The organism is Actinoplanes sp. CA-131856, from assembly GCF_050956135.1.
Classification (GTDB): domain Bacteria; phylum Actinomycetota; class Actinomycetes; order Mycobacteriales; family Micromonosporaceae; genus Actinoplanes.
In genome coordinates this window covers 3,501,151-3,527,007 of the sequence record NZ_CP191849.1, presented here as the reverse complement: position 1 = coordinate 3,527,007, position 25,857 = coordinate 3,501,151, and the positions used below count along the sequence as shown (strand labels likewise).

Genomic DNA, 25,857 nt, shown 5'->3' with positions numbered 1-25,857 from the left:
GTCAGTCCGAGTAGTCGGCCGTCTGGCCCTGGAGGGTGGTCTTCGTGCCGAGGCAGTTGAAGTCGGTCAGGGTCGTGCAGACCACGGTCGACTCGGCCACGCTCTGCCCGCGCGCCTTGGCCAGGCCGAGCTCGGCCGCCTTGGCGCCCGACTTCTTCTCCGGCACGGAGTAGACGCCGTACCAGGTGCCCTTGTTGACGTAGTCGTAGGCCTGGGTCGAACCGCCGTTGCCCACGAAGGTGATCCTCTTGCCGGCCGCGAGCGGGGTCGCGCCCTCGAGGGCCTGCGACGACCCGATCACCACGTTGACGTCGGGGTGCGCCTGGAGAAGGTTCTGCATCGCCGTACGCCCGCTGTCGGGGGTGTATCCGCCGACGAAGTTGGAGATGACCTCGGCCGCGCCGCCCGCCTTGAGGGCCTTGACCGCGGCGTCGGTGCGGGCGGTGTCCAGCGGGTAGTTCGCGAAGCCCTGGAAGTACGCCACCTTGCAGGCCCCGTCGGTGACGGTCTTGCAGGCCTCGTTGCCCAGCTTGGCCAGGCCGTCGCCGTTGACCGTGGGCGGGTCGATGATGTTGACGGTGCCCGGGATCTGCGGGTCGGCCGTGTCGTACTTGCCGCCCACCGGGGTGAACTCGATGACCGTGGGGATGCCGGCGGCGACCGCCTGCTTGACCGGGTTGACCATCGCGGTGCCGTCGTTGGCCTGCACGATGATGACGTCGTAGCGCTTGGAGGTGACGGCGTCCTGGAGCTGGTTGACCTGGGTCGGGCCGTCGAAGTTCGAGTCGAGGAAGGTGGCCTCGGCGTTGTTCGCGGCCGCGTACTCCTGGATGCCGGCCCAGGTGGCCTGGGCGAAGGAGTTCGCCTTGGCGAAGCCGAAGAATCCGATGCTGAGCTTCTTGTCGGCCGGCGCGGCCGTGGCCGCGCTGCCGGCGGCTTCACTGTCGGGCTTGCTGCAGCCGGCGGCCAAGAGCGCGACGGCCAGGCCTGTTCCTACATAACGGGCGGCTTTTATCACTGGTGCTCCTCTGTCTGCGAAGAGGGCTCGACGAGCTCGAAAACTCCGCCAACGAGCGGCTCGTCCTCCCGGATGTCCAGTAGTGCGGTGAGCCCCTCGGACAAAGAGGCCCGCCACGGGTCGGCGACCCAGTTGCCGTAGTCGGCCGCGGTGTCCCAATCGGCGGTGACGATGTGGGTCGCGGCGCCGGCGTCGACGGATCGCAACAATTCGGCGGCACGGCACCCGGGGAACGTCCGGGCCCTCTCCAGGACCCGGTTGTCCGCGTAGAAGGACTCGAGGTCGGCCGACCGGCCGGCGGCCGCTCGGAGGGTGAGAACGCTGCGGAACACGGGGCCTCCCGGTGCTGTCGGGTTCAGGAGTTGGCAAATGCTGACCGTGGCCGGTCGGCCACGGATGTGCGCCCAGCACACCGGCGCGGCCGTTCGCTGTGCAGGCACCGGTTCCCCGGCTTTTCGCGGCTCCGGCGGCCGCGCCGTTCACGATTGACACGGCTTCCGGCGCCGTGAAACGTTCGGCTCCTCGCCGCGCCAACCGGCGACGTCCTCCCGGCTTTCTTCACAGCCGTCTTCTCCCGCATGCCTTCTTCACGGCCTTGGCCGCCGCATGCGCTTTGGCGAAAGGCGAACACCATGACCAGCACCAGCCGCGTGGCCATCGACGTCGGGGGCACGTTCACCGACGTCGTGGAGCTGACGCCGGCCACCGGGGAGATCCGGTTCGGCAAGGTGCCCACGACACCGTCCCAGCCCACGGCGGGCGTGCTCGACGCGTTCGGCACCACCGAGGCGCCGATCTCCGAGGTCGCCATGTTCACCCACGGCACCACGCTCGGGCTCAACGCGCTGCTGACCCGCACGGGCGCCCGCACCGCGGTGATCGGCACGGCCGGCTTCCGCGACGTCTACCTGCTGGGCCGCACCGACCGGCGGACCAACTACGACATCACCTACCGGCCGCCGCCGGCCCTGCTCGAGCGGTACGACACGTTCGAGGTGCCCGAGCGCAGCCTGTTCGACGGCTCGGTCCATCAGCCGCTGGACGAGGACGCCGCCCGGGAGGTGGCCGCGACGATCGCTTCCCGGGGCTACGACTCTGTGGCTGTGGCCTTCCTGCACTCGTACGCCAACCCGGCCCATGAGACCCGGATGCGCGAGATCCTGGCCGAGGTCGCGCCGGACGTGGTCGTGACCGTCTCGCACGAGCTCTCCCGCGAATATCGCGAGTACGAGCGGACCAGCACGGCGGTGCTCGACGCGTACGTGAAGCCGATCGTCCGCCGCTACCTCACCCGGCTCGAGGACGAGCTGGCCGCGGGCGGCTTCGAGGGACGCTTCCTGATGACCCGCTCGGGCGGCGGCGCGATGACCGCCAGCGCGGCCCGCGAGCAACCCGTGAGCCTGATCCTCTCCGGCCCGGCCGGCGGCGTCATCGGGGCCACCGAGTTCGGCCGGCTGATCGGCCAGCCCAACCTGATCACGATCGACATGGGCGGGACGAGCCTGGACGCGTCGCTGGTGGTGGACGGCGCGCCGGTGCTGCACCAGGGCGCCGAGTTCGAGAACCTGCCGATCAACACGCCGTCGCTCTACATCCACACCATCGGGGCCGGTGGCGGATCGATCGCCTGGCTCGACGGGGCGGGCGCGCTCCAGGTCGGCCCGCAGAGCGCGGGCGCCGATCCGGGGCCGGCGTCGTACGGCAAGGGCGGCACGCAGCCGACCTTCACCGACGCGGCTCTGGCCGTGGGTTACATGGGTGGTTCGGCCGCGCTCGGCGGCCGGCTGACGCTGGACTCCCAGGCGGCGCTCGACGTGCTGGCCGTGCTGGCCGGCAAGTTGGACATGGAGCCGCTGGCCCTGGCTCGCGGCATCATCCGGATCTCCACGACCAAAATCATGGGCGCTGTACGGGCCATCACCGTCGAGGTGGGGCGCGACCCCAAGGACTTCGCGCTGCTGTCGTTCGGCGGCGGCGGCGGGCTGGTGGCCGTGGACGTGGCGCACGAGCTGGGGATCCCGACTGTCATCGTGCCGCCCGGGCAGGGGGCGTTCTCGGCCTTCGGCATGCTGTTCGCGGACGTCCAGCACGACTTCGCCCGTACCGCGGTGACGCCGCTCGCCTCGCTGGATTCTCCCGCTGTGGCCGCTTCGTACGAAGAGATGGCTGCTGAGGCCGCTTTGGCTCTGGCTGCCGAAGGCTTCGGCGCCGATGCCCAGAAGCTTTCCTACAGCGTCGACGTGCGGTACGCCGGGCAGGAGCACACGGTCACCGTGCCCGTGCCGTCACTTTCAGCCGATTTATCCGTGGCGGTCGAGCAGGAGTTCACATCGCTTCACGCCCGGCAATACGGACATGTCATGAATGATCCGATCGAGGTGACCACGTTGCGGCTGCGAGCCAGCGGGCAGGTCTCCAAGCCGGCGCTCTCCTCATTGCCGTCGCGCTCGACCGGTGCCCTCTCGCCGGAGGGGACGCGGGACGTCTACGTCTCCGCGTCGTCGCCCGCGGTGCCGTACGCGCTCTACACCCGCGAGAACCTGCTGGCCGGCGACGAGATCACCGGGCCGGCCGTCATCCACGAACACACCGCGACCACCGTCATCCACGCCGGCGACCACCTGCGGGTCGGCTCGCACGGCGAAATGGTCATCACCGTGAAGGCGGACTCATGATCGACTCCATCACCATCGAGGTCATCCGGCACGGCCTGCTGGCCGGGGCCGAGGAGATGGCCCGCAACCTGTGCCGGACCGCCTACAACACGGTCGTCTACGAGATCCACGACTACGGCATCGGCATCCACGACGCGAACGGCGACGTGGTGGCCGACGCGCCCGGCATCGCCGTCTTCACCCGCGGCAACGACCACGGCATCAAGCGGGCGGTCGAGTTCCTCGGCGCCGACAAGATGCTGCCCGGTGACGTGTTCCTGCTGAACTACCCGTACTGGTCGTCCGCGCACACGCTCGATCCGCTGGTGTTCGCGCCGATCCACAGCGAGGGTTCGCTGATCGGCTTCGCCTCGTGCCGCATCCACGTGCTCGACCTCAAGCAGAAGGACGCGGGGTACGTCCTCGACTCCACCGACATGTACCAGGAGGGCATCTTCTTCGCGGCGGCCAAGCTCTACCGCGAGGGGGTGGCCAACGACGACGTCTTCAACGTGGTGCGCTTCAACAGCCGCATGCCGGAGAGGACCATCGGCGACCTTCAGGCCCAGGTTTCGGCGTGCTTCACGGGCGTCAGGCGTACACAGGAAATCGCCTCTAAATATGGCGCTCCGGTGCTGACCGAGGCGATGGCCGCCATCAACGACCACGGCGAGAAGCTGGCCCGGCTGGCCCTGGCCAAGCTGCCGAAGGGCACGTGGACGGCGCACGATTTCGTCGACCAGGACGGCGTCGACCTCGACCGCTTGATCAAGATGAACGTGACGGTCACCGTGACCGACGACGAGATGATCGTCGACTGGACGGGCAGCGAGAAGGACGTCCGGGGCCCGATCAACCTGCCGGTCGGGCAGACGGAGGCGTTCTGCAGCCTCATCTTCAAGTCGCTGACCACGCCGGACACGCCGGTCGTGGCGGGCAACTTCCGCCCGCTGCGCGTCATCACGGAACCCGGATCGGTGATGCACGCGGTGCCGCCGATGCCGACGTTCACGCTCTGGACCGGGCTGCTCGGCGGCGAAGTGGTGCTGAAGGCCCTGGCCCAGGGCATGCCCGATCTGGTGCCGGCCTGCTCGGGCGGCGACGTGTGCTCGATGATGGGCCTGGGCGTGAACCCGCGCAACGGCGAGGCGTGGCTGGAGGCGACGAACGAGGCGGTCGGCTTCGGCGGGCACGCGGGCGGCGACGGCGCGGACGGCATCATGCACCTGTCCGAGCCGGGATGCCGCAACAACCCGGTCGAGGTGCTCGAGACGAAATCGCCGATGTTCATCGAGTCGTACGGCTACCGGCCGGACACGGGCGGAGCGGGCAAGCACCGGGGTGGCGTGGGGGTGGGCCGGTCGTACCGGTTCACGGCCCCGTCGACCGGCATCTGCATCGTGTACAAGACGAAGACGAAGCCGTGGCCCATCGAGGGCGGGCACGAGGGCGACAACAACCACATCGTGCTCAACCCGGGAACGGATCGGGAGAAGGTGACGGGCGGCAGCTACAACCTGCTCGACACCGGGGACGTGCTGGTGAACAACACGGGTGGCGGTGGCGGCTACGGCAACCCGTACGACCGCGACCCGGCCCGCGTGGCGGCCGACGTCCGCAACGGCTTCGTGTCGGCGGCGGCCGCGGCGGACTCGTACGGCGTGGTGGTCGACCCGGCGACCTTCGAGGTCGACGCCGGGGCGACCGAACGGCTGCGCGCCGCGGTGCCGGCATGACGTCGCTGTCCATCATCAACGCGACGATCTTCGACGGGGTCAACGGCGACCTCGTCGAAGGCTCGGTGCACGTCGCCGACGGCCGGATCACGGCCGTCGGCGGCGGCGCCGCCCTTTCCCCGTCGCCGGTGTCATCCCCCTCGCCGTCGCCTTCCCCGTCCCATTCCCCGTCCCCGTCGCCTTCCCTGTCGCCGTCGCCGGTGTCTTCCCCGTCGCCGTCGCTTTCCCCTTCCTCCGCGCGGGTGATCGACGCGCGCGGGCGGACGGTGCTGCCCGGGCTCATCGACGCGCACTGCCACGCGTACGGCATCGACCTGAACATGCTGTCGCTGGAGTCGCGGCCGTTGAGCTACATCGCGCTGGCCGCGGCGAAGCGGCTGGCCGGCGCCCTGTCCCGGGGTTTCACGACGGTGCGGGATCCATCGGGCGGTGACGCGGGCCTGGACCGGGCCATCAGGGAGGGGCTGATCCCGTCGCCGCGCTACTTGTGGACCGGTGCGGCGCTGAGCCAGACCGGCGGCCACGGCGACGTGCGGGCGGCCGACTCGGACGTGTGCGGTTGCGGCGCCCACACGGTGGAGGTGGTGGACGGCGTGGACCCGTTGCGGGTGGCCGTCCGCGACCGCCTGCGCCGGGGAGCCCACGCCATCAAAATCATGGCGTCGGGCGGGGTGGTGTCGCTGACCGACCCGATCCGCATCCCGCAGTACTCACCGGAGGAGATCCGCGCGGTCACCTCGGAGGCGGCGAGGCGGGGCAGCTACGTGGCGGCCCACGCCTATTCACCCGAGGCGATCCGCCACGCGGTGTCGAACGGCGTCCGCACCATCGAGCACGGCAACTTGCTGGACGCTTCGACGGCGTCGTTGATGGCCGCCGAGGGCGCTTTCCTGGTGCCCACGCTGGCCGCGTACGACGCGATGAACCGCCGCGGCGACGCGCTGGGCATGGCTCCGGTCTCCCAGCAGAAGAACCGCGAGGTCCTGGAAGCCGGCCGCAGGGCCGTCGAGCTCGCCCGGGCCGCCGGCGTGCAGGTCGGTTTCGGCACCGACCTGATGGGCGTGCTGGAGGAGGAGCAACTCCAGGGCCTGCGCCTCCAGGTGGAGGTGGACGGCGTGCACCTGGCCCTCCAGTCGGCGACGTCGGTGAACGCCGCCCTGATCGGCCGAAACGACGACCTGGGCCGCGTGGCTCCCGGCTACATCGCCGACCTCCTCATCATCGACGGCAACCCTTTCGAGGACCCGTCAGTGCTGTGGTCCGCCCCCGCCAACCGCACAGTCATCCAGTCCGGCAGAGTCGTCTCCTGACATTCCGGGCGCCGCTCCCCCACCGCCGGCCCCGGGCTCACGCGTCGAGCCAGCCCGGGGCGCCGGTCCCCCACCGCCGGCGCCCGGGCTCACGCGTCGGGCCGGCCCGCCTCCACGAGCTCGCGACGCGCTGTGGCGCCGGCGCCGGCCGCTTTCCTTCTCTTTGCTTGTGTCCTCTGCACGAGCGCGCCCACCGCCGCCAGCCCCATACCGATGGCCAGGCCGAAGGCCGTGCCGAGCAGCGGCGAGTCGGCGAAGGCGACACCTCCGACAAGACCCAAGCCGATGATGTACGCCGCCCAGGCCGCACTGGCGAGCAACGAGAACAGCCGGAACCGGCCCGCCGGGAACGACACCGACCCGGAGGTGAGCGCGGTGGCCGTCCGTCCGTACGGCAAGAACCTACCGACCAGAATCGCGCTTCCGCCGTAGCGCCCGAGCGCCCGCTCGGCTCTCTCCTTCGCAGCGATCAGCTTACGGCTCCTGACCCGGCGGCCGGCCCCGCGCCCCAGCGCGTAGGCGATCCAGTCCCCCACCATTCCCCCCGCCACCACCGCCACGGCCAGCGCGGCGAGGTTGGCCGAACCGCTCGTCGAGAGCGCGCTCAGGCTGATCACCACGGCTTCGGACGGCATGGCCGGGAAGAACCCGTCGATCGCCACCAGCACGAAGACGATGAGGTAGATCCACGGCGACGAGATCAATGGCATCAGATGGTCCAGCAACGACGTCCTCCCTCGATCTCTGCCTTCGACCGTACGGATGTCAGGAGCGCCGTTCGATGGTGCAAGCTCGCCGATCTTGGGTAGGGACAGCACCACCGCCTCTCGTAGTGTCACGGCTCTTCCCGGCCGCTGGTTGACGCCAGGCATAAGACTTGGCGAATGCTCGACAGCGGCCACGATCTGACCGCATCCCCTGCGAGCCTCACGGCATGACCACCACACCGATCCTGCTCGCCGCCGACTCCGTGCCTTACGGCGGCGCCGTGCTCAATCCGTTCGTGATCGTCGACGACGCCGCCGGCTTCATCGACTTCGTCTCCGAGGTCTTCGACGTGCCGGAGATCGCCGAGGCGAGAACCCCGATGCCCGACGGCAAGCTCATCCACGCCCAGTTGCGTCTCGGCACGGTCGACCTGATGGTCGCCGACCGTCTCGACGGCTGGCCGCCCCGCCCGGGCCTGCTCCAGGCCTGGGTCCACGACGTGGCCACAGTCCTGCACCGCGCCGCCGCCCTGAACGCCACTACGGTCACCGAACCGACCCCTTTCTACGGCGAGATCACCCTCGGCCGCATGCTCGATCGCTGGCAGAACCTCTGGTGGCTCTGGGCCCCGGCCCCCGGCCAGCCCGACCCGGTCCCCGCGTGGGAGAGCGGCGACCCGGACCCCGTCTTCACCACCATCGACGAGACCATGAGGTCCTTGGCCGCCGGCCCTACAGCCCGTGGGCCTCGGCGATGAGGTCGAGGGCGCCGCGGGGCACGCCGAGGCCATCCGGGCGCGGCCAGTGGATGCTGATCTCGTCGAAGCCGAGGGAGCGCAAGCGCCCGACGGTGTCCTCGTAGCGGTCCTTGCTCTCGAAGGGCCACGTCACGGTGACGGCGAACTGGGCGATGCGGGTCAACCGGCCGCCGGCCAGCGCATCGTCCAGTTGGCCGGCCTGTTTCTCGAGCGCGGCGAACCACTCCTCGGGCCCGACCGCCGGGCCGTAAGGACCGTAGGTGATCCAGGCCTGACCGTACCGGGCCGCGATCTTGAGCGAGCGCGGACCGGTGCCGGCCACGGTGAAGGGCATGCGCGGCGTCTGGACGCAGCCGGGGAGCTGATGGGCGTCGACGGCCGTGTAGCGCTCGCCGTGGACCGTGGTGACCGGCTCGCGCAGCAACGTGTCGAGCAGGTCTATCCACTCGGCGAAGCGGTCCATGCGCTCGCGCGGCGTACGCGGCGGGTCACCGAGGACCAGCGCGTCGGGCCCCTCGGCGCCGGCGCCCAGGCCGACGTCGATGCGGCCGCCGCTGAGCTGGTCGAGCGTCATGAGCTCCTTGGCGAACGGCACCGGATGCCGGTAGTTCGGCGTGGCGACCTGGCAGCCGAGCCGCACCCGTGTGGTGGTCACGGCCGCGGCGGCGAGCAGGGGAACGCAGCCGTACCACGGATTGTCGGCCAGCAGCGGCCAGGTCAAATGGTCGTAGGTCCAGACCGTGTGCACCCCGAAGCGCTCGGCCTCGGACACCTCGGCGAGAAACGTGCTGGCCGGATGACGGTCGGGCAGCACCAGAGCGGACAGTCTCATGCGGCGGCCTCCACGACGGCAGTGGCGATCACGAGGTCCTCCCAGCCCATCCCCACAGTTTTGATCAACCGGGGCCGGGCGGGGATGGGATCCCGGACCAGGTCGGCATAGGTGACCAGCGCCCCGTCGTCGATCGCGCCGGCCTCGATGGCCTGGATGACGTCGCCGGCCTCGCGCAGGGCGGCCGCGCGCGACTCCACGAGCACGCCGCCCCGGCTCACGGTCTCGGCGTCGACCTCCCGGGCCCCGGGCTCATGCGAGCCGACGGCCACCACCACGGCCTCCGGCGCGAGCAGCGAACCGGAGAAGAGCGGCTGCCGGGCCGTGGTGCAGCAGACCACGATGTCAGCGTCGGCCACCGCTGAGGCGTCGGCGGCGCTCGCGTGCAGGCTCTCGGCGAAAGCGGCCACCTTCGCCGGGTCGCGGCCCACGATCCGTACAGAATCAATCGGTCTTGTCGCCCGCAACGCCTCGACGTGACCGCGGGCCTGAGGGCCCGTGCCGAAGACGACGAGCCGATGGGCGCCGGGCGGGGCGACGAGGTCGACGCCGAGCGCGGAAACTGCCGGAGTGCGCAGGGCCGTGAGCGCCGCCCCGTCGAGGACCGCGCGCGGCACGAGCGTCTCGGCGTCGAAGAGCACGTAGACCCCATGGATGCGGGGCAGGCCGCGGGAAGGGTTGCCGGGGGCGACGGTGACCAGCTTGACGCCGGCGGTCTTGCGGTCGGCCGAGGGCATCACGAGGATCTCGCCGGTGCCGGTATCTATAGGTATGCGCGGGGGCTCCCGCTCGGGGTCGAGGCCTGCGGCCAAGGCACCGCGCAGGGCCTCCACGGCTTGGGGAAAGCCGAGCGAGTGCACCTGGTCCGCGTTGAACATGCGCTGTACTATGTCACATACCACTGAGGGAGGCAACAGCATGACGATCGGACCGCTGCACACCGCCGGCAGCTACCGCCAGTCCGTTGAGGAGGCGGTTTCGGCCGCCATCGTCTCCGGAGAGTTCCCACCGGGCACCATGCTGACCGCGCCCACGCTGGCCGCGCGCTTCGACGTTTCCGCCACTCCCGTGCGAGAGGCGTTGCTGAACCTCGAGAAACGCGGCTTCGTGGAGATCGCGCGCAACAAGGGCTTCCGGGTCACCGAGGTCAGCGAGCAGGAGCTCGAGCAGATCGTGCAGATCCGCCAGTGGCTCGAGGCGCCGGCGATGCGGCTGCTCGCGGGCAAGATCGAGGGTCAGGTGCTGACCGAGCTGCGCGCCCAGGCCGAAGACATCGTGACCAGCGCGGACGCCTCCGCCCTGCAGACCTATCTGGCCGCCGACACCGCCTTCCATCTTCACCTGCTCAGCCTGACCGGAAACGATCGGCTGGTCACGCTGGTCGGCGATCTCCGGCAGCAGACGCGACTGGTGGGCCTGGCCACCATGCTCGGCACGTCCGAGCTGGCCCGCTCGTCGGCCGAACATCACACCCTGCTCGACCTGCTCGTGGCCGGCGAGGGTGCCGCCGCCGAGGGATTGATGCGGGTGCACATCGGTCACGTCACCGGCTGGTGGAGCGGTCGCCCCGAGGGCTCACGATGAGGGTGATCGTCGTCGGCGCCGGCATCGTGGGCGCGGCGGTGGCGCGCGAGCTGGCCGGGGCCGGGGTCTCCGTGACCGTTTTGGATCGCGCGGCCTCGGCGGGCGGCACGTCCGCCGCGGGCGAGGGAAACCTGCTGGTCTCCGACAAGGGGCCGGGCGACGAGCTCGTGCTGGCCCAGCGTTCTCTGACGCTCTGGGAAGCGATGAAAGACGAGGTCAAAGGCTTTCCGAGCATTGAGTACGAGGCCAAGGGCGGCCTGGTCGTCGCCACCACCGAGGCCGGGGCCGCGGGGTTGCGGTCGTTCGCGGCGAGCCAGCGTGGCGCCGGGGTGATCGCCGAAGAGGTCGATCCGCACGAGCTGGAGCCCGAGCTGACCCGCGACTACACCGCGGCCATTCATTACCCGCAGGACGCGCAGGTGCAGCCCGCGATCGCCACCGAGGCACTGCTCGCCGAGGCCCGGCGGCGGGGCGCCGTCGTACGCCAAGGGGTCGAAGTTCTGTCCTCTCTCCTCTCGGGCGATCGGCTCGCCGGCGTCCGCACCACCGGCGGTGACCTGCATGCCGACCATGTCGTGGTGGCCGCCGGGCCATGGTCCGGCGAGGTCGCCGCGCGATTGGGCGTCGCGCTGCCGGTGCGGCCGCGCCGTGGCACGATTCTGGTCACCACCCGCATGCCGCAGCGCATCCGGCACAAGGTCTATGACGCCGACTACGTGGGCGCCGTCGGGTCGAGCGACGCCGCCCTGCAGACGTCCAGCGTGGTCGAGTCGACGGCGTCGGGCACGGTCCTGATCGGCTCGTCGCGCGAGCGGCGCGGCTTCGACGGCCGGATCGAGGCGCGGGTCCTGTCGGCGCTGGCCGCGAAGGCGATGGTGCTCTTCCCCTTCCTGGCCGACGTGGCGGTGATGAGGGCGTACGGCGGTTTCCGTCCTTATGTTCCCGACCATCTGCCGGTGATCGGGGCCGATCCGCGGCTGCCCGGCCTGTGGCACGCGACCGGGCACGAGGGCGCGGGCATCGTGCTGTCGGCGGCGACCGCCGAACTGCTGGCCGACCTGCTGCTGGGGCGCGCGACGAGGGTACCGGCCGCGCCGTTCGCCGTGGAAAGGCCAACTTTGGCCTCGCATCTCGTCAGTAGTGTGTGACATACTACTGAGCATGACAGCACCCGGACCGGCCCGCATAGGCCCCGCCGACGACCCCGTTCAGCCGGGCGACGCGGCCGAGATCGTGATCGTCGTCGACGATGTCCCGGTCGCGGGCCTGGCCGGGCAGACGATCGCGGGCGTGCTGATGGGCGCGGGCCGGCTGAGCTGGCGCACCACCGCCCGGCAGGCGCGGCCGCGGGGCGTCTTCTGCGGGATCGGGGTCTGCTTCGACTGCCTGGTCACCGTGAACGGCCTGCGCGACGTGCGCGCCTGCCAGCGCCGCGCCGCCGACGGAGACGAGGTGACCACCCATGACTGAGGTCCTCATCATCGGGGCCGGGCCGGCCGGCCTGGCCGCCGCCGCGGCCGCCCGCCGGTCCGGCGCCCGGGTCGTCGTGCTCGACGCGGCCGAGGATGTCGGCGGCCAATACTGGCGTCATCTCCCCCCGCAGCGCCCGGCCGCCCGCGAGCAGGTGCTGCACCATGGCTGGGGCCGGTTCGCCACCCTCCGAAGGGAACTGACCGGGGTCGAGGTGGTGACCGGGGCGCAGGTCTGGCTCGCCGAGCGCCACGACGACCGGCCGCCCACCGTGCACGTGCTGGCCGGTCCCGCCGACGGCGGCGATCGCCGGCCGCTCACCTTCGAGCCCGGCGCGCTGGTGTTCGCAACCGGGGCCTACGAGCGGACCCTGCCCTTCCCCGGCTGGGACCTTCCCGGCGTCTTCACCGCCGGAGCCGCTCAGGCTCTGGCCAAGGCCGAGCGGGTAGCGGTGGGCCGACGGGTGCTGGTCGCCGGGGCGGGGCCGTTCCTCCTGCCGGTGGCGTCCAGCCTGATCCGCACCGGCGCCCGGGTGGCCGGCGTGCTCGAGGCCGGCGGCTGGGGCCGGCTCGGCCGCGCCTGGACCGCCCGCCCCACCGAGCTGCTGGCGGCCTCACAAAAGGCCGGCGAGCTCGCGGGTTACGTCCGCGATCTCGCTCGTCACCGCATCCCCTACCGCGTGGCGACCGGGGTGATCGCCGCACATGGGCGCGACCGGGTCGAGGAGGTGACCGTCGCTCGCCTCGACGCGCAGTGGGCTCCGGTCCCCGGCACGTCCCGGCGAGTCACGGTGGACGCGGTCTGCGTCAGTCACGGCTTCCTGCCGCGTACGGAGCTGGCCGTCGCCGCCGGATGCGCGACCGGGCCCGACGGCGCCGTCGTCGTGGACGGTGACTGCCGCACGAGCGTGCCCGGCGTCTTCGCGGCGGGCGAGGTCACCGGCATCGGCGGCGCCGACCTGGCCCTGGCCGAGGGCGCCCTCGCGGGCACGGTGGCCGCCGGTGCGACTCCCACCGCCGCCCAGCGCCGCGAGGTCCTGGTCAACCAGCGCTTCGCCGCCCGTCTCGGCGACGGGCACGGCATCCGCCCGGGCTGGACCGGGTGGCTCGCCGACGACACCCTGATCTGCCGCTGCGAGGAGGTGACCGCCGGCGAGCTGCGCCACATCGCCGCGGCCACCGGGTCGCGCGGGCTGCGGTCCCTGAAGCTGAGCACCCGTGCGGGGCTCGGCGTCTGCCAGGGCCGGGTCTGCGGGCGCAGCGTCGAAGAGCTTCTCGACAGCACGACCGGCGGCCTGCTCGACCCGGGCCGGACCGCCACCCGCCCCCTGGCCGGCCTGGTTCGCCTCGGCGAGCTGGCACGCATGCAAGGAGACACCGAATGACCGAGACTCTGCGTGGCGTCATCGTCGCCACCGCCCTCCCCTACCGTGAGGACCCCTCCGCCCCGGCCGGCCTGGCCGTCGACTACGACAAGTTCGCCGAGCACTGCGACTGGCTGATCAGCAACGGCTGCCACGGCGTCGGGCCCAACGGCTCGCTCGGCGAATATTCGTCGCTGACCGACGCCGAGCGGCGCAAGGTCGTCCAGGTGGCAGTCGAGGCCGTCGGCGGGCGCGGCGTGGTCGTGGCCGGCGTGCACGGCCCGGGCTGGCATCAGGCGAAACACTGGGCCGAGCTGGCCGCCGAGGACGGCGCCGACGGCGTGCTCGCGCTGCCCCCGACCATGTACCGGGCGAGCGCGTCGCAGGTGGTCGAGCACTACACGCACATCGCCGAGGCCGGGCTCCCGATGATGATCTACAACAACCCGTACGACACCAAGGTCGACCTGGTGCCCTCGCTGGTGGCCGAGATCGCCCAGATCCCGCAGGTGAAGGCGGTCAAGGAGTTCAGCGGCGACGTGCGGCGGCTCTTCGAGATCCGCGAGAAATGCGACATCGACGTGGTGGCCGGCGCCGACGACGTCCTGTTCGAGCTCATGGTGGACGGCGCGGTGGGCTGGTTCGCCGGTTTCCCCAACGTGTTCCCGGCCGAGTCGGTGCGCATCTACGACCTCATGCTCGACGGTCAGGTGGCCGAGGCCCGCGCACTGTACGAGAAGCTCGTCGCGCTCTTCCGGTGGGACTCGCGCACCGAATTCGTGCAGGCCATCAAGCTGAGCATGGACATCGTCGGCCGGTACGGCGGCCCGTGCCGCCCGCCGCGCGGCGCGCTCACGCCGGAGCACCGCGCCCAGATCGAGGCCGAGACCAAGCGGGCCGTCGAGGCCGTCGCGAGCCTGGCGGTCTGACATGCGCGCGTCCCGCATGTTCACAGCGGTCGACTCGCACACCGAGGGCATGCCGACGCGGGTCGTCACCGGCGGCGTCGGCACCATCCCCGGCGCCACCATGAACGAGCGCCGCCTGCACTTCATCGAGCACCTCGACGGCATCCGGCAGTTGCTCATGAACGAGCCGCGCGGGCACGCCGCGATGAGCGGCGCCATCCTTCAACCGCCGACCCGGCCGGACGCCGACTTCGGCGTGGTCTACATCGAGGTGTCGGGCTGCCTGCCGATGTGCGGGCACGGCACGATCGGTGTGGCGACGGTGCTGGTCGAGACCGGCATGGTGCCGGTCACCGAGCCGGTCACGACGATCCGGCTCGACACTCCGGCCGGGCTGGTCGTGGCCAAGGTGCACGTGAGCGACGGGCACGCCGACGCGGTCACGCTGGAGAACGTGCCCGCGTACTGCGACCGGCTGGACGCGAGCATCGAGGTTCCCGGCCTCGGCACGGTCCCGTACAGCCTGGCCTTCGGCGGCAATTTCTACGCGATGGTCGACCTCGAGGCGGTCGGGTTGCCGTTCGACCGGGCGCGTCAGCGCGACATCCTCGACGCCGGGCTGGCCATCATGGAGGCGATCAACCAGCAGGACCCGCCCAAGCACCCGTCGATCGCCGGCGTCGACCACTGCCACCACGTCGAGTTCGTCGCGCCGGGCTCCAACGCCCAGCTGTCCCGGCACGCGATGGCCATCCATCCGGGATGGTTCGACCGCTCGCCCTGCGGCACCGGCACTTCGGCCCGGATGGCCGAGCTCTGGGCGCGCGGCGAGCTGGCGCTCGGCCAGGACTTCGTCAACGAGTCGTTCATCGGCAGCCGGTTCACCGGCCGGCTGATCGGTGAGACGACGGTCGGCGGGCGGCCCGCCGTCCTGCCGACCATCACCGGACGTGCTTGGGTGACGGGTATAGGCCAGTACATGCTCGACCCGTCCGATCCCTATCCCACCGGCTTCGCGTTCTGAGGTTCCCATGACTGACGTAATCGGCGCCGCGGCAGCGGCCGACTTCGGCGCCTTCCCACCGCGCGACCGGGCCCGTGCCCTGGTCGCCGTCGCGGACGCGCTCGACGCCGCGGCCGACGAGCTCATCCCCGTGGCCCAGGCCGAGACCGGCCTGGCCGAGGGACGGCTGCGCGGCGAGCTCAAGCGGACCACCGTGCAGCTCCGGCTCTTCGCCTCGGTCGCGGCCGCGGGCGAGTTCCTCGACGTGCGCATCGACGACGCCGACCCGGAGTTCGTGCTGGGGCCGCGACCCGATCTGCGGCGCTACCGGGTGCCGCTCGGTCCCGTGCTCAACTTCGCGGCGAGCAACTTCCCGTTCGCCTTCTCGGTGCTGGGCGGCGACACGGCCTCGGCCCTGGCGGCGGGCTGTCCCGTCGTGGTCAAGGCTCACCCGGGCCACCCGAAACTCTCCGACCGCACCGCCGAGATCGCCCGCGCCGCGATCGCGTCCGCCGGTCTGCCGGCCGACGCCCTGACCGTGATCCACGGACAGGAGGAGGGCATCGCCGCGCTGCGCGACCCGCGGATCACGGCGGCATCCTTCACCGGCTCGGTGGCCGGGGGCCGAGCGCTCGCCCGCATCGCGGCGGAGCGGGAACACCCGATCCCGTTCTACGGCGAGCTGGGCAGCATCAACCCGGTCGTGGTGACACCGGCCGCCCTCGCCGAGCGGGCCGACCAGATCGCCGCCGGCTTCGCCACCAGTGTCACCGCCTCCGCCGGCCAGCTCTGCACCAAGCCGGGCCTCCTCTTCGTCCCGGCCCCCGCTCCCGCGGCCGGCTCGGACACCGCGGCTGGGGACGGCGGCTTTGCTGGGCTTGCGGCCGGGGCCTTCGAAGCGGCGGGGCCGCATCGGCTGCTGCATTCCGGCATCGCCGAGGGCTATGCGCGGCGGCGCGACGAAGTGCTGGGCACGCCGGGGGTCACGGTGGTCGTGGCGGGCGAGGTGGCCGACCTCGACGCTTCGCCGACGTTGGTGGAGACCGATCTGGCGACGCTGATCGAGCATCGCGACACGTTGCTGGACGAGGCCTTCGGGCCGCTGTCGGTGGTCGTCCGCTACGACCCGGCCGGGGCGCTCACCGCCGAGCTGGCCGGGCTGGTCGAGGGGTCGCTGGCGGCCGGTGTGCACACCGGCGCGGGTGAGGACTCGCCGTGGCTGCGCGATCTCGTCGCGCTGCTCGGTGACCGGTCGGGACGGCTGCTCTTCAACGGGTGGCCCACCGGCGTGGCCGTGACACCCGCCCAGCAGCACGGTGGGCCGTGGCCGGCCACCACCAACCCGACCACCACGTCGGTCGGCACGGCCGCGATCGACCGGTTCCTGCGGCCGGTCACCTATCAGGACTGCCCGGCCGAGCTGCTTCCCGAGCCGCTGCGCGACGACAACCCGTGGGACGTCCCGCAGCATCGCTCCCCCGCCGGCGAGTCGGCCCACTGGGGCGAGATCTGACGATGGGCCGGCCCGGTCGCACGCCGCGATCGGGCCGGTAATCTCATTCATAGCCATGGATGGCACGGAGGAGAGCCCATGACGCAGGACGCTCAGCTCGATCTCACCGACCCGGCGTTCCACGCCGACCCTCATCCGTTCTACGCCCGGTTGCGCAGCGAGGATCCGGTGCATCGGGTTCGACTTCCCGGCGGGGCCGACGCCTGGCTGGTCACCCGGTACGAGGACGCCAAGCACGCTCTGAGCGATCCGCGGCTCTCCAAGCAGTACCCGGCGATCGGCCTTCCCGCTGTCAGCCGGCACATGCTCGCGGCCGACCCGCCCGACCACACGCGCCTGCGCCGGCTCGTGTCGGCGGCCTTCACCGCCCGCCGCGTCGAAGCACTGCGGCCGCGCATCGAGGAGATCACCGCCGGCCTGCTGGACGACTTGGCGGGCCGAGACGCGGTCGATCTGATCGACGCCTTTGCCTTTCCGCTGCCCATCCAGGTCATCTGCGAGCTGCTCGGGGTGCCGGCCGGCGATCGTGACGCCTTCCGGGAGTGGACCACCATCATCGTGGGCGGGCCGCAGCCGGGCGTCGACCACTCCGGTGCTGTCCTGGCGTTGATCGCGTACATCCAGGAGTTGCTTGCCCGGCGGCGCCACCAGGGCGGCGACGATCTTCTGGCGGCGTTGCTGGAGGTGCGCGAGGAAGGGGACCGGCTCAGCGAGGACGAGCTGACCTCCATGGTGTTCCTGCTGCTCATCGCGGGTCACGAGACCACCGTCAACCTGATCGGGAACGGGGCCTGGCTGCTGCTGAACGAGCGCGAGCGGTGGGAGCGGGTGGTGGCCGATCCGGGGCTGCTGCCGGCGGCGATCGAGGAGATGTTGCGGTTCGAGGCGCCGGTGGAGACGGCTACCTTCCGGATCGCGGCGACCGACCTGACCATCGGTGACCAGCGGATCGCGGCCGGGGACCAGGTGGTGATCGGGCTGTTGGCGGCCAACCGTGACGAGCGCTTCCCGGCGCCGGACGAGATGGTGCTCGATCGGGACAACAATCCGCATCTGGCCTTCGGGCACGGCATCCACTACTGCCTGGGGGCGCCACTGGCCCGGTTGGAGGGGCAGATCGCCTTCGCGCGGCTGATCGAGCGGTTCCCGGGCCTCCGCCTGGCGCCGCCGGCCCGTCCGGAGTGGCGGCCGGGGCTGCTTCTGCGCGGGCTGCGAGGGCTGCCGGTGCTGTTGTCTTGAACCGCGGTTCCACAATCGGGGCATGCGGTGGTGGGGACGGGCGGAATGCCCGGTGCGGGAGGTGGAGCGGGACTGGATCGAGACGTCGCTGGACTGGATGATCGGCGAGTTCGGACGACAGCGGCTGATGGGGACGATCGTGCTGCCCACCGACGAGTTCTTCCCGGGGGTCTACCGGGGAAGCCGGGACGACGTCCGGGCGGTGTTCAGCCGGGTCTGCCGGCACATGGGGGTCGACCCGGCGCGCATCGACCTGGAACACGACGCCGACGACGAGGACGACGGGCTGGCCGCGTACGTGCCGCTGAACCGGCGATGGCACGTGGCGGCCGGGCACCACCGCATCCGCGACGGGCGCTCGGTCATCGGCATCCGCGACGACAAGGCGGCCGAGCCCATGGCGCTGGTCGCCACGATCGCCCACGAACTGGGCCACGCGATTCTGCTCAACGACGATCGAGCCGGGAACGGAGGTGGGCTTCGGATCGATCCGGAGCGTGAAGACCATGAGCCGCTCACCGATCTGCTCACGGTCTTCTTCGGGATGGGGATATTTGCGGCCAATGCGGCGTTCGAGTTCAACCGGCACGAGGCGGGGTACCGGACGTCGCGGCTGGGATATCTGACGGAGCCCATGTACGGGTATGCGCTGGCGCGCTATGCCTGGCTTCGCGGGGAACCGGATCCTGTGTGGGGCCGATGTCTCGACACGAATCCTCGGGTCTATCTCAAGCGTGGGCTTCGCTATCTGGAGCGGAATCCGGTCTGACGCCCCGGGCCAGGGCCGCCAGATAGTCGTGGTCTATGCGGTGGGTCAGTGCGTCGGCGTGGCGGTGCAGGAGCAGCCAGCGGTTCCCGGAGCGGCGGAAGACCAACGTCACGCGCAGGGACCAGTCCTGGGTCAGGCCGCCTACACGGCCGTGCTGACGTTCGATCAGGACCAGCACTGCCAGGTCGCCTGAATGGTGGGCGGCCACGATCTCGGTTTCCGCCTCGCCGCCCTGGAACCACTCCGCAACGCCCGCCACGGCCTCGTCCGTCACGATGGCGCCGTGGTCGACGTCGCCTCCGTACGGGGACATCAAGGTGTAGTCGCCGGCGTGCGGGAGAAGGTCGAAGTAGCCGCGCGCGTCGCCCCGGATCAGGCAGCGGGCCGCCTCGGCCACCCGGTCGAGCAAGGGAGCAAGGTCCGTCATCGGGCCATCGTGACGGCCGCGGCGACCAGGCGCCGCCGGGTAGGCGACAAAGGCCGGTTGTGGGGAATGCCGGCGGATCGGGGACGGTAAGGCGGGACGCGGCCGGCAAACCGACAAAGGGCGGGGCCGCCGGGCGGCCGACGACTGGCGCGGAAGCCGCCGGGTAGTCGACGACGGGCGCGGAGGCCCGGCGGGGTCAGAGGAACGGCGTTGCCAGTAAGGCGATGTTGAGGAGGATCACCAGAGCGCCGGCCAGCCACGCCACGACTGTGGTGAGGCGGCGGTTGACCAAGGCGCCCATCAGATCACGGCGACGAGTGACCAGCACCAGGGCGATCAGTGCGAACGGCACCCCGAACGACAGCACCGCCTGGCTGGCCACCAAAGCGCCGGTCAACGGCAAGCCCAAGGTCAGGACCGCTAGGGACGGGACCATGGTGAGCAGCCTCCGGGCGTACAGGGGAATCGCTCTGTTGATGAAACCGGCCATGACCACCTGGCCCGCGTAAGTGCCGACGCTGGCCGAAGCCACGCCCGAGCTCAGCAAGGAGCCGGCGAAGATCACGGCCGCTCCCGCGCCCAGCGTGACGCCGATCAGGTCGTGCGCCGTCTGGATCGAGCTGTCGGCGCCGGGATGCGCGCTGTAGAGCTCGGCCGCCAGCACCAGCATCGCGATGTTCACCACGGCCGCCAGGCCCAAGCCCGCCAAGCAGTCGATGCGCAGGAACTTCAGCAGGTAGCGGCGGCCCGCGCTGCTCGTCGCCGTCACCCTGTGCTCGGTCAGCGCCGAATGCAGGTACACCGCGTGCGGCATCACCGTCGCCCCGACCAGGCCCGCCGCCAGCAGCAGCGCCGTGTCGCCGGACAGGGTCGGGGTCAGACCCGAACCCAGTTCGGGCCAGGCGATCCGGTTCAGCTTTATCGTGTCGTACGCGAAGCCCGCCGCCGTCAACAGCAGCAGGATCGCCACCCCGGCCTCGAAGCGGCGGACGCCCCGCTCGCGCAGATGGAGCAGCAGCATCGAGGCGACGCCGATCACCAGCCCGGCCAGCGGCAGCGGCACCGCGAACAGCAGGTGCAGGCCCAGGGCCGCCCCGACGAACTCGGCGATGTCCGTGAAGACCGCCACGATCTCCGACTGCACCCACATCACGATGTTCATCCGGCGGGACAGGACCGTGCCGCACACCTCCGGCAGGCTCTTCCCGGTGGCCAGGCCCAGCTTGGCCGAGAGGTACTGCACCAGCATCGCGATCACGCTGGCCAGCACGACCACCCAGATCAGGGCGTACCCGGTCTCGGCGCCGGCCTGCGTGTTCGCCGCGACGTTGCCGGGATCCACGTACGCGATGGCCGCCACCAGGGCCGGCCCCATCAACGCCAAACGGCCCCGGATCCGGCCACGGGCCCGGACTTCGACGAGGGATCCCACGCTCATAGCCCGCCGATGTCCCCGCCCGGACCAGGGGTTAGTCGGTGCCGCTCGTCACCTGAGACGCACGACTCGATTCCGCATCGTCGCCTCGACGGCCCGGGTACCGCTGCCGCCAGCTACGGACATTGGAGGAAAGCCATGTCGACCCACGTCATGTCGTTGCGTGAGCAGAAGCCGACCACCGAGTTCAAGGGCGGCTCGGTGCAGAGCCTCAGCGCGGACGAGTTCCCGCTGCTGTCCCGGCTCTCGATCCGGCGGCTCGTGCTGCAACCGGGCCAGATCCGCGAACCGCACTGGCACACCAACGCCAACGAGCTCAACTACTGCCTGCGCGGCGCCGCCCTCGTCACGGTCTTCAACAACGGCAGCCAGTACCACCGGTTCACCATCCGCGAGGGGCAGATGTTCTACGTCCCGTCCGGCGCTCTGCATACCATCGAGGTGATCGGCGACGAGACGGCCGAGTTCATCGCCACCCTCACCCACGAACGGCCCGAGGAGTTCGGCCTGTCCGGCTCGCTGGCCGTGATGACCGACGCCGTCATCGGCAACACCTTCGACCTGCCCTCGGCCGCGGTCAGCAAGCGCAACCACGAAGTTCGCGACGGTGCCATCCAGCAGCCGGGCCGCCGCCCCGAGCCGGCCCGGGACGACCAGCGGCCCGACCCGTTCAAGTTCGACGTCGAGGCCATGTCGGCCCCGGTCGCCTCGGCCGAGGGCTGGGCCAAGACCGCCCGCAAGCAGTTCTGGCCGGTGCTCGACAACGTCGCCATGTACTCGCTGAAGATCGCCGACAGCGGGATGCGGGAGCCGCACTGGCACCCGGAGACGGCCGAGATGGGCTACATCGCCCAGGGCACGGGCCGGATGACCATCCTGAGCCCGGACGGCACCTGGGACACCTTCGAGCTGCACGAGGGCGACGTCTACTTCATCCCGCGCTCGTACCCGCACCACATCGAGGACATCGGCGAGGGCGACATCCACTTCCTGATCTTCTTCGACCAGCCGATGCCCCGCGACATCGGATATCGGGCCGCGCTGAGCGCCCTGCGCCCGGAGACGGTCGCGGCCGCCTTCGACGTCGCGCCCGAGGATCTGCCCGCGCTGCCCTTCACCCCGGCCGACCCGCTGATCGTGGGCCGCGTCAACCAGGTCGACCGGGGATGAGGGATCAGGCGCCTTCGTACGCCCGCATGATGGTCTGATCGATCGAACTGCCGCCGTCCCCGGTGGCGGTGACCCTCAGCGAGAGGAAACCGCCGGCCGGGGGCTCGGGCAGGATGGCCCGGAAGCCACGGACCGGGACCGTACGCCAGGTGGCGCCGTCGTCGAGGGACACGCGGACGGTGAAGGACGTGACGCGCTGGGGTTTCAGCGTGCGCGACTGCCGCACGGTGAAGGTGGCCGGCGCGCCGGTGGCGTGGTTGAGGTGGTCGAGCGCCAGGTCGTAGTCGACCGCCAGCAGCGGCAGGGCGACACTGCCCACGCCGGACGGCCCGGCCGACCGGAACGTCCAGGCCGTGCTCGTCCTGGTCGAGATGGACTGGATGCGGCTCATGTCGACGTCGAAGGTCAGCCGATAGTCGCCCTTCTCGCGGGGAACGCTGAAGTCGGCGCGGGAGGCCGGCTGTGTGCCGACCAGCTTGCCGTCGCGATACAGCGACATGGAGCGGGTGAACAGGATGGACCCGGCGGCCAGGCAGTCGGCACGGTCGTGCCGCTCGGTCTGCGTGGTCAGGTCGAAGTGCAGGTTCCCGGACGTCCTGGTGGGCGGGGTGGAGCAGCCCCACAGGGCGCCGGCCGGGTCGTCGTACCAGTCCGCGTGGACCGGCTGGCGGCCCCACTGCTTCTCGGTGCGACTGCCGGCTGCGTACGACCGCAAGCCCTCCTGACCCAGCTGGCTGAACCGGCCCTCGTCCTGCCAGAGGAAGCCGGGCGAGACGTAATCGGTGCGGCCCTCCGGCCGCAGCTCGCCGAAGCTGTGCGACAGATATTCGCCGTCGGGCGTGTAGCCGTAGCGGCGCATGGTGGGCACCACCTCGTACGGGAAGGTCATGACGTCGGCCCGCTGGTCGATGCGGGCCAGCTTCGCGCGCTCGGCCCGATAGGCCTCACCGTTCGGAAGACCGCCCGGGTGGGCGCGGATCAGGTCGTAGTGCGACTTGCGGTCCGGGTCGATGAGACTGTACGAGGTGTAGATCCGCTGCCCGCCCACCGAGGGACGGCCGATCGGGCCGACCGACAGGCGCACCGGCTCGGTCCCGTAGACCGACAGCTGCCGTCCCCACGCCGTTCCCTGGGCCGAGGTCCGGAAGACCGAGATGGCGGCCTCGTCCATCCGGGTCGGCACACCGTCGACAGTGGCGCCGACGGGCTTGGCCCGTGCCGGATCGGCGATCTGCTCCAGGTCCCGGGTCAACGTCACTTCGTTCGAGAGGTACGCCACGCGCTGGTTGTCGAACGCGGCATCGTTACCGATGAAGATGCTCTCCATCGCGTAGTGGCCCGCCGGCATGTCCGGGAACGTGAAGGTGTCACCGGGATCGCCGGACGCGCCGGTCGCCTTCACCGCGGGATCGTCCTCGTTGGTCAGCACGACCGCGGCGAGCGTGAACCCGTCCGGATAGGCGTCGGGCATGGCCTTGGTGCGCACGGTGAGCGTGTGCTTCGGGGCGGGGATCTCGAAGGTCACTGGTGTACGGGCTACGACCCGGCCACGCGTGTCGCGCGCGGTGACGACGGCCGAGAAGAATCCGGTCCGGTTCCTGAAAGCCTTCCGGTCGAGGTGGACCGTCGACCCGGACAGCGTCACCGGGCGGCCGGCCACCGTGGCGCCGGACCGGTCGTAGGTGGTGACGTCCAGCTTCTCGACGCGGCCTTCCCAGGACAGTTTCGCCTCGACGCCGTCGGTGCCGAGCGCGACGATCCCCTGCTTGCTGACGATCGTGCCGAGCGCCTTGGCGGCGTTCACCCGGCCCGAGCCGCCGGTGTACGTGTCGACGCCCGGCAGCGCGTCGGCCGAGCCGACGACCGCGGCCTTGAGCTGGGCGGCCGACCAGCCGGGGTGGCGCTGCTTGACGAGGGCGACCTCGCCGGCCACGTGCGGGGTGGCCATGGAGGTGCCGGAGAGGGAGATGTAGTGGGCGTCGATCGGGGCGCCCAGCGTGGTGCCCTCGGCCCGGCCGGCCACGATGTCGACGCCGGGCGCGGTCACCTCGGGCTTGGCGGTGTGCGCCCCGGCGAGCGGGCCCCGGCTGGAGAAGTCGGCGATCCGGTCGCGGCTGTCGACGGCGCCCACGGTCAGGGCCGAGGCGGCGTTGCCGGGTGCGGCGACGCTGCCGGGGCCGGGGCCGTCGTTGCCGGCCGCGATGACGAAGAGCGCGCCGGTCTGCGCGGTGAGTTCGTCGACGGCCCGGGTCAGCGGCCCGTCCTCGCCGGCGCTGCTGTCACCCAGGCTCATGCTGACCACGTCGGCCCGGGCGGCGGCCCATTCCATGCCGGCGATGACCTGCGAGTCGGAGCCGTAGCCGCCGTCGTCGAGCACCTTGCCGATCAGCAGCCGGGCGTCCGGGGCGACCCCGCGCCGCTGCCCACCGGAGGCGGCGCCACTGCCGGCGGCGGTGGTCGCCACATGCGTGCCGTGCCCGTTGCCGTCGACGGCGTCGCCGCCCTCGGTGATGAAGTCGGCCTTCTCGGCAACCCGCCCGGCGAGATCGGGGTGGGCGAAGTCGGCGCCGGTGTCGAGCACGGCCAGCCGAACGCCCCGCCCGGTGTAGCCGGCCCGCCAGGCCTGGTCGGCCGCGATCTGCGTGAGGTTGGTGTCGAGCCCGCGACCGCCGGCGATCGGCGTGGCCCGGACCCGGTGATCGAGCCAGATCTTGGAAGCACCCCGCACAGCGGCAGCGCCTCGCTGAGCAACCGTGTCCCGCTCGGCGGCTCCTTGCTGGGCGGCCCCTTGCTGGGCTGCGGGCGCTTGCTGGGCTGCGGGCGCTTGCTTGGGCAGGCGGGTGGCCACGGCGCCGATGCTGGGCAGCGCTCGCCCGGCGATCTTCGCGGTGCCCGCGGGCTGGATGATCACGGGGAGGTCGGCCGAGCGGGCGTCGTCGTACCCGTTGGCGATCAGCGTGGTGACATCGAACAGGTCCTCGTCGTAGAGGGACCCGATCTGCCCGGCGACGTTGGCCGGGATGACGTGGACGTGCCCGTCCGGGTCGCAGCGGCGCAGGATGGCGCCGCCGGGCCCGGCGGGCTGGACCCGGACGCCGCCGCAGCCCGGGATGTCCGGGTTCACGGTGACGACGTCGCCGGTGATCAGGGTGACGGTGAGAGTGCCGGCGGCGGTGGGAGCGGGTGAGGCAAGCCCGGCGGTGGCCGGTGCGGCGCCCAGACCGGCGGCGATCAGCGCGACGGCCAGAGCCTGGCGGGTCCTTCGGAGCATGAGTCTCCTCGATGAAAGACGATCCATGTGGCGGTGATCTTGCACCCATGGATCTCGATGTCTTCATCGACGGACGCCGAACTTGATCGAACTGTTATTCAGGTTAACGGTCCTTTCGGCCCTACTGAGAGGACCGCCGCCGGACGAGCCTGAAGCCATGACCACACTGTCCGTCTTCGATCTGCTCGCCATGCACGACTTCACGGCCGACATGCCGGCGCACTGGACGCACCGGCTGTCGTGGGCGGGCCGCCCGGTCTACCGCGCCGCGGGCCACCGGTTGTGCCGTGAGGACGGACCGGCCGACCGCTTCTGGCTCGTCCACTCCGGCACGGTCGCCATCGACCTGCTCGTGCCCGGCCGCGGCGAGGTCACCATCGAGCGCCTCGGCCCCGGTTCCGTGGTCGGCTGGTCGTGGCTGCTCCCACCCTGCCGCTGGCGTTTCGGCGCCGTCGTGGCCGAGGACGTCCGGGCCGTCGAACTCGACGCCGTACGGGTCCACAAGCTCATGGCCGAGGACCCCGGCCTCGCCCTCGACCTGGGCCGCCGCTTCCTGGCCGTCACCGGCGACCGCTTGGCCGCCGCGCGGCACCGCCTGGTCGAGCTCTACGTCGTAGCCCCGTAGTACGGCCTCGATCATGTCGTCGTGATCACGCGCGGGCGGCCGGTGACGACCCGGGACATCGAGGT

General features: G+C 71.2%; 23 protein-coding genes. 15 read left to right on the top strand and 8 right to left on the bottom strand.

From position 1 onward, the window contains the following. Position 1 precedes the first annotated feature (1 nt). Together ACQP2X_RS16355 and ACQP2X_RS16350 are read right to left on the bottom strand one after the other, a co-directional pair. Positions 2–1,018 carry a sugar ABC transporter substrate-binding protein gene (locus ACQP2X_RS16355; protein ID WP_498697831.1) on the bottom strand — a complete coding sequence of 339 codons (1,017 nt, stop codon included), beginning with the start codon at positions 1,016–1,018 and terminating at the stop codon, positions 2–4. After that, positions 1,015–1,350, bottom strand: a complete 336-nt coding sequence (locus ACQP2X_RS16350) for an antibiotic biosynthesis monooxygenase family protein (RefSeq protein ID WP_498697828.1) — start codon at positions 1,348–1,350, stop codon at positions 1,015–1,017. The genes ACQP2X_RS16355 and ACQP2X_RS16350 overlap by 4 nt, the downstream gene beginning before the upstream one ends. Before the next feature lie 300 nt (positions 1,351–1,650). Here ACQP2X_RS16350 and ACQP2X_RS16345 point away from each other — a divergent pair, with 300 nt between their 5' ends. The 3 genes from ACQP2X_RS16345 to ACQP2X_RS16335 are packed head-to-tail and all read left to right on the top strand — an operon-like array spanning position 1,651 to position 6,718. Next, on the top strand, positions 1,651–3,693 hold the full coding sequence (locus tag ACQP2X_RS16345; protein ID WP_498697826.1) for a hydantoinase/oxoprolinase family protein: 2,043 nt from the start codon (positions 1,651–1,653) through the stop codon (positions 3,691–3,693). Then, positions 3,690–5,408 (top strand): hydantoinase B/oxoprolinase family protein, encoded by a 1,719-nt coding sequence (locus ACQP2X_RS16340; RefSeq protein WP_498697824.1) that lies wholly within the window; start codon positions 3,690–3,692, stop codon positions 5,406–5,408. Before ACQP2X_RS16345 ends, ACQP2X_RS16340 begins: the two co-directional genes overlap by 4 nt. Further along, on the top strand, positions 5,405–6,718 hold the full coding sequence (locus tag ACQP2X_RS16335) for a metal-dependent hydrolase family protein (protein WP_498697823.1): 1,314 nt from the start codon (positions 5,405–5,407) through the stop codon (positions 6,716–6,718). The genes ACQP2X_RS16340 and ACQP2X_RS16335 overlap by 4 nt, the downstream gene beginning before the upstream one ends. A gap of 89 nt (positions 6,719–6,807) precedes the next feature. Here the strand turns inward: ACQP2X_RS16335 and ACQP2X_RS16330 are convergent, their stop codons facing one another. Beyond that, on the bottom strand, positions 6,808–7,620 hold the full coding sequence (locus tag ACQP2X_RS16330) for a DedA family protein (RefSeq protein ID WP_498697822.1): 813 nt from the start codon (positions 7,618–7,620) through the stop codon (positions 6,808–6,810). A 32-nt stretch (positions 7,621–7,652) separates the two neighbouring features. On the opposite strand from ACQP2X_RS16330, the gene ACQP2X_RS16325 reads away from it, so the two are divergent. Next, the gene (locus ACQP2X_RS16325; protein WP_498697820.1) at positions 7,653–8,183 is read left to right on the top strand and encodes a VOC family protein; all 531 of its coding nucleotides are present in this window, start codon (positions 7,653–7,655) and stop codon (positions 8,181–8,183) included. On the opposite strand, the gene ACQP2X_RS16320 is transcribed toward ACQP2X_RS16325, so the two are convergent. After that, positions 8,158–9,015 (bottom strand): LLM class flavin-dependent oxidoreductase, encoded by an 858-nt coding sequence (locus ACQP2X_RS16320; protein WP_498697818.1) that lies wholly within the window; start codon positions 9,013–9,015, stop codon positions 8,158–8,160. The genes ACQP2X_RS16325 and ACQP2X_RS16320 overlap by 26 nt on opposite strands. Next, entirely contained in the window at positions 9,012–9,893 is an 882-nt protein-coding gene (locus ACQP2X_RS16315; RefSeq protein WP_498697816.1) for an ornithine cyclodeaminase family protein, read from the bottom strand. Before ACQP2X_RS16315 ends, ACQP2X_RS16320 begins: the two co-directional genes overlap by 4 nt. A 40-nt stretch (positions 9,894–9,933) precedes the next feature. On the opposite strand from ACQP2X_RS16315, the gene ACQP2X_RS16310 reads away from it, so the two are divergent. The 9 genes from ACQP2X_RS16310 to ACQP2X_RS16270 all read left to right on the top strand — a co-directional run bounded on the left by ACQP2X_RS16310 (position 9,934) and on the right by ACQP2X_RS16270 (position 18,864). After that, positions 9,934–10,599, top strand: coding sequence for a GntR family transcriptional regulator (locus ACQP2X_RS16310; RefSeq protein ID WP_498697814.1), 666 nt, complete (start codon positions 9,934–9,936; stop codon positions 10,597–10,599). After that, positions 10,596–11,747 carry an NAD(P)/FAD-dependent oxidoreductase gene (locus tag ACQP2X_RS16305; protein ID WP_498697812.1) on the top strand — a complete coding sequence of 384 codons (1,152 nt, stop codon included), beginning with the start codon at positions 10,596–10,598 and terminating at the stop codon, positions 11,745–11,747. Before ACQP2X_RS16310 ends, ACQP2X_RS16305 begins: the two co-directional genes overlap by 4 nt. 13 nt (positions 11,748–11,760) lie before the next feature. Then, positions 11,761–12,069 (top strand): (2Fe-2S)-binding protein, encoded by a 309-nt coding sequence (locus ACQP2X_RS16300; RefSeq protein ID WP_498697809.1) that lies wholly within the window; start codon positions 11,761–11,763, stop codon positions 12,067–12,069. Further along, entirely contained in the window at positions 12,062–13,453 is a 1,392-nt protein-coding gene (locus tag ACQP2X_RS16295) for an FAD/NAD(P)-dependent oxidoreductase (RefSeq protein ID WP_498697806.1), read from the top strand. The genes ACQP2X_RS16300 and ACQP2X_RS16295 overlap by 8 nt, the downstream gene beginning before the upstream one ends. Next, complete coding sequence (locus ACQP2X_RS16290; protein WP_498697805.1) at positions 13,450–14,361, top strand: dihydrodipicolinate synthase family protein; 912 nt, start codon at positions 13,450–13,452, stop codon at positions 14,359–14,361. Before ACQP2X_RS16295 ends, ACQP2X_RS16290 begins: the two co-directional genes overlap by 4 nt. Before the next feature lies 1 nt (position 14,362). Beyond that, entirely contained in the window at positions 14,363–15,364 is a 1,002-nt protein-coding gene (locus ACQP2X_RS16285; RefSeq protein ID WP_498697804.1) for a proline racemase family protein, read from the top strand. Positions 15,365–15,371: 7 nt separating this feature from the next. Continuing rightward, positions 15,372–16,856, top strand: coding sequence for an aldehyde dehydrogenase (NADP(+)) (locus tag ACQP2X_RS16280; RefSeq protein ID WP_498697803.1), 1,485 nt, complete (start codon positions 15,372–15,374; stop codon positions 16,854–16,856). Between the two features lie 78 nt (positions 16,857–16,934). After that, positions 16,935–18,095 carry a cytochrome P450 family protein gene (locus ACQP2X_RS16275; protein WP_498697802.1) on the top strand — a complete coding sequence of 387 codons (1,161 nt, stop codon included), beginning with the start codon at positions 16,935–16,937 and terminating at the stop codon, positions 18,093–18,095. Between the two features lie 22 nt (positions 18,096–18,117). Then, the gene (locus tag ACQP2X_RS16270) at positions 18,118–18,864 is read left to right on the top strand and encodes a hypothetical protein (RefSeq protein WP_498697801.1); all 747 of its coding nucleotides are present in this window, start codon (positions 18,118–18,120) and stop codon (positions 18,862–18,864) included. Here the strand turns inward: ACQP2X_RS16270 and ACQP2X_RS16265 are convergent. Both ACQP2X_RS16265 and ACQP2X_RS16260 read right to left on the bottom strand, forming a co-directional pair. Further along, entirely contained in the window at positions 18,824–19,291 is a 468-nt protein-coding gene (locus ACQP2X_RS16265; RefSeq protein WP_498697799.1) for a nuclear transport factor 2 family protein, read from the bottom strand. The genes ACQP2X_RS16270 and ACQP2X_RS16265 overlap by 41 nt on opposite strands. Positions 19,292–19,487: 196 nt before the next feature. Further along, positions 19,488–20,729, bottom strand: coding sequence for an Nramp family divalent metal transporter (locus ACQP2X_RS16260; protein ID WP_498697798.1), 1,242 nt, complete (start codon positions 20,727–20,729; stop codon positions 19,488–19,490). Positions 20,730–20,864: 135 nt separating this feature from the next. On the opposite strand from ACQP2X_RS16260, the gene ACQP2X_RS16255 reads away from it, so the two are divergent. Then, positions 20,865–21,896 carry a cupin domain-containing protein gene (locus tag ACQP2X_RS16255; RefSeq protein WP_498697796.1) on the top strand — a complete coding sequence of 344 codons (1,032 nt, stop codon included), beginning with the start codon at positions 20,865–20,867 and terminating at the stop codon, positions 21,894–21,896. Positions 21,897–21,900: 4 nt separating this feature from the next. On the opposite strand, the gene ACQP2X_RS16250 is transcribed toward ACQP2X_RS16255, so the two are convergent. After that, positions 21,901–25,167 (bottom strand): S8 family peptidase, encoded by a 3,267-nt coding sequence (locus ACQP2X_RS16250; RefSeq protein WP_498697795.1) that lies wholly within the window; start codon positions 25,165–25,167, stop codon positions 21,901–21,903. Positions 25,168–25,324: 157 nt separating this feature from the next. Between ACQP2X_RS16250 and ACQP2X_RS16245 the strand changes: the two genes are divergently transcribed. Next, positions 25,325–25,792: a Crp/Fnr family transcriptional regulator gene (locus tag ACQP2X_RS16245; RefSeq protein ID WP_498697794.1), complete on the top strand. Its 468-nt coding sequence runs from the start codon at positions 25,325–25,327 to the stop codon at positions 25,790–25,792. Positions 25,793–25,857 lie beyond the last annotated feature (65 nt).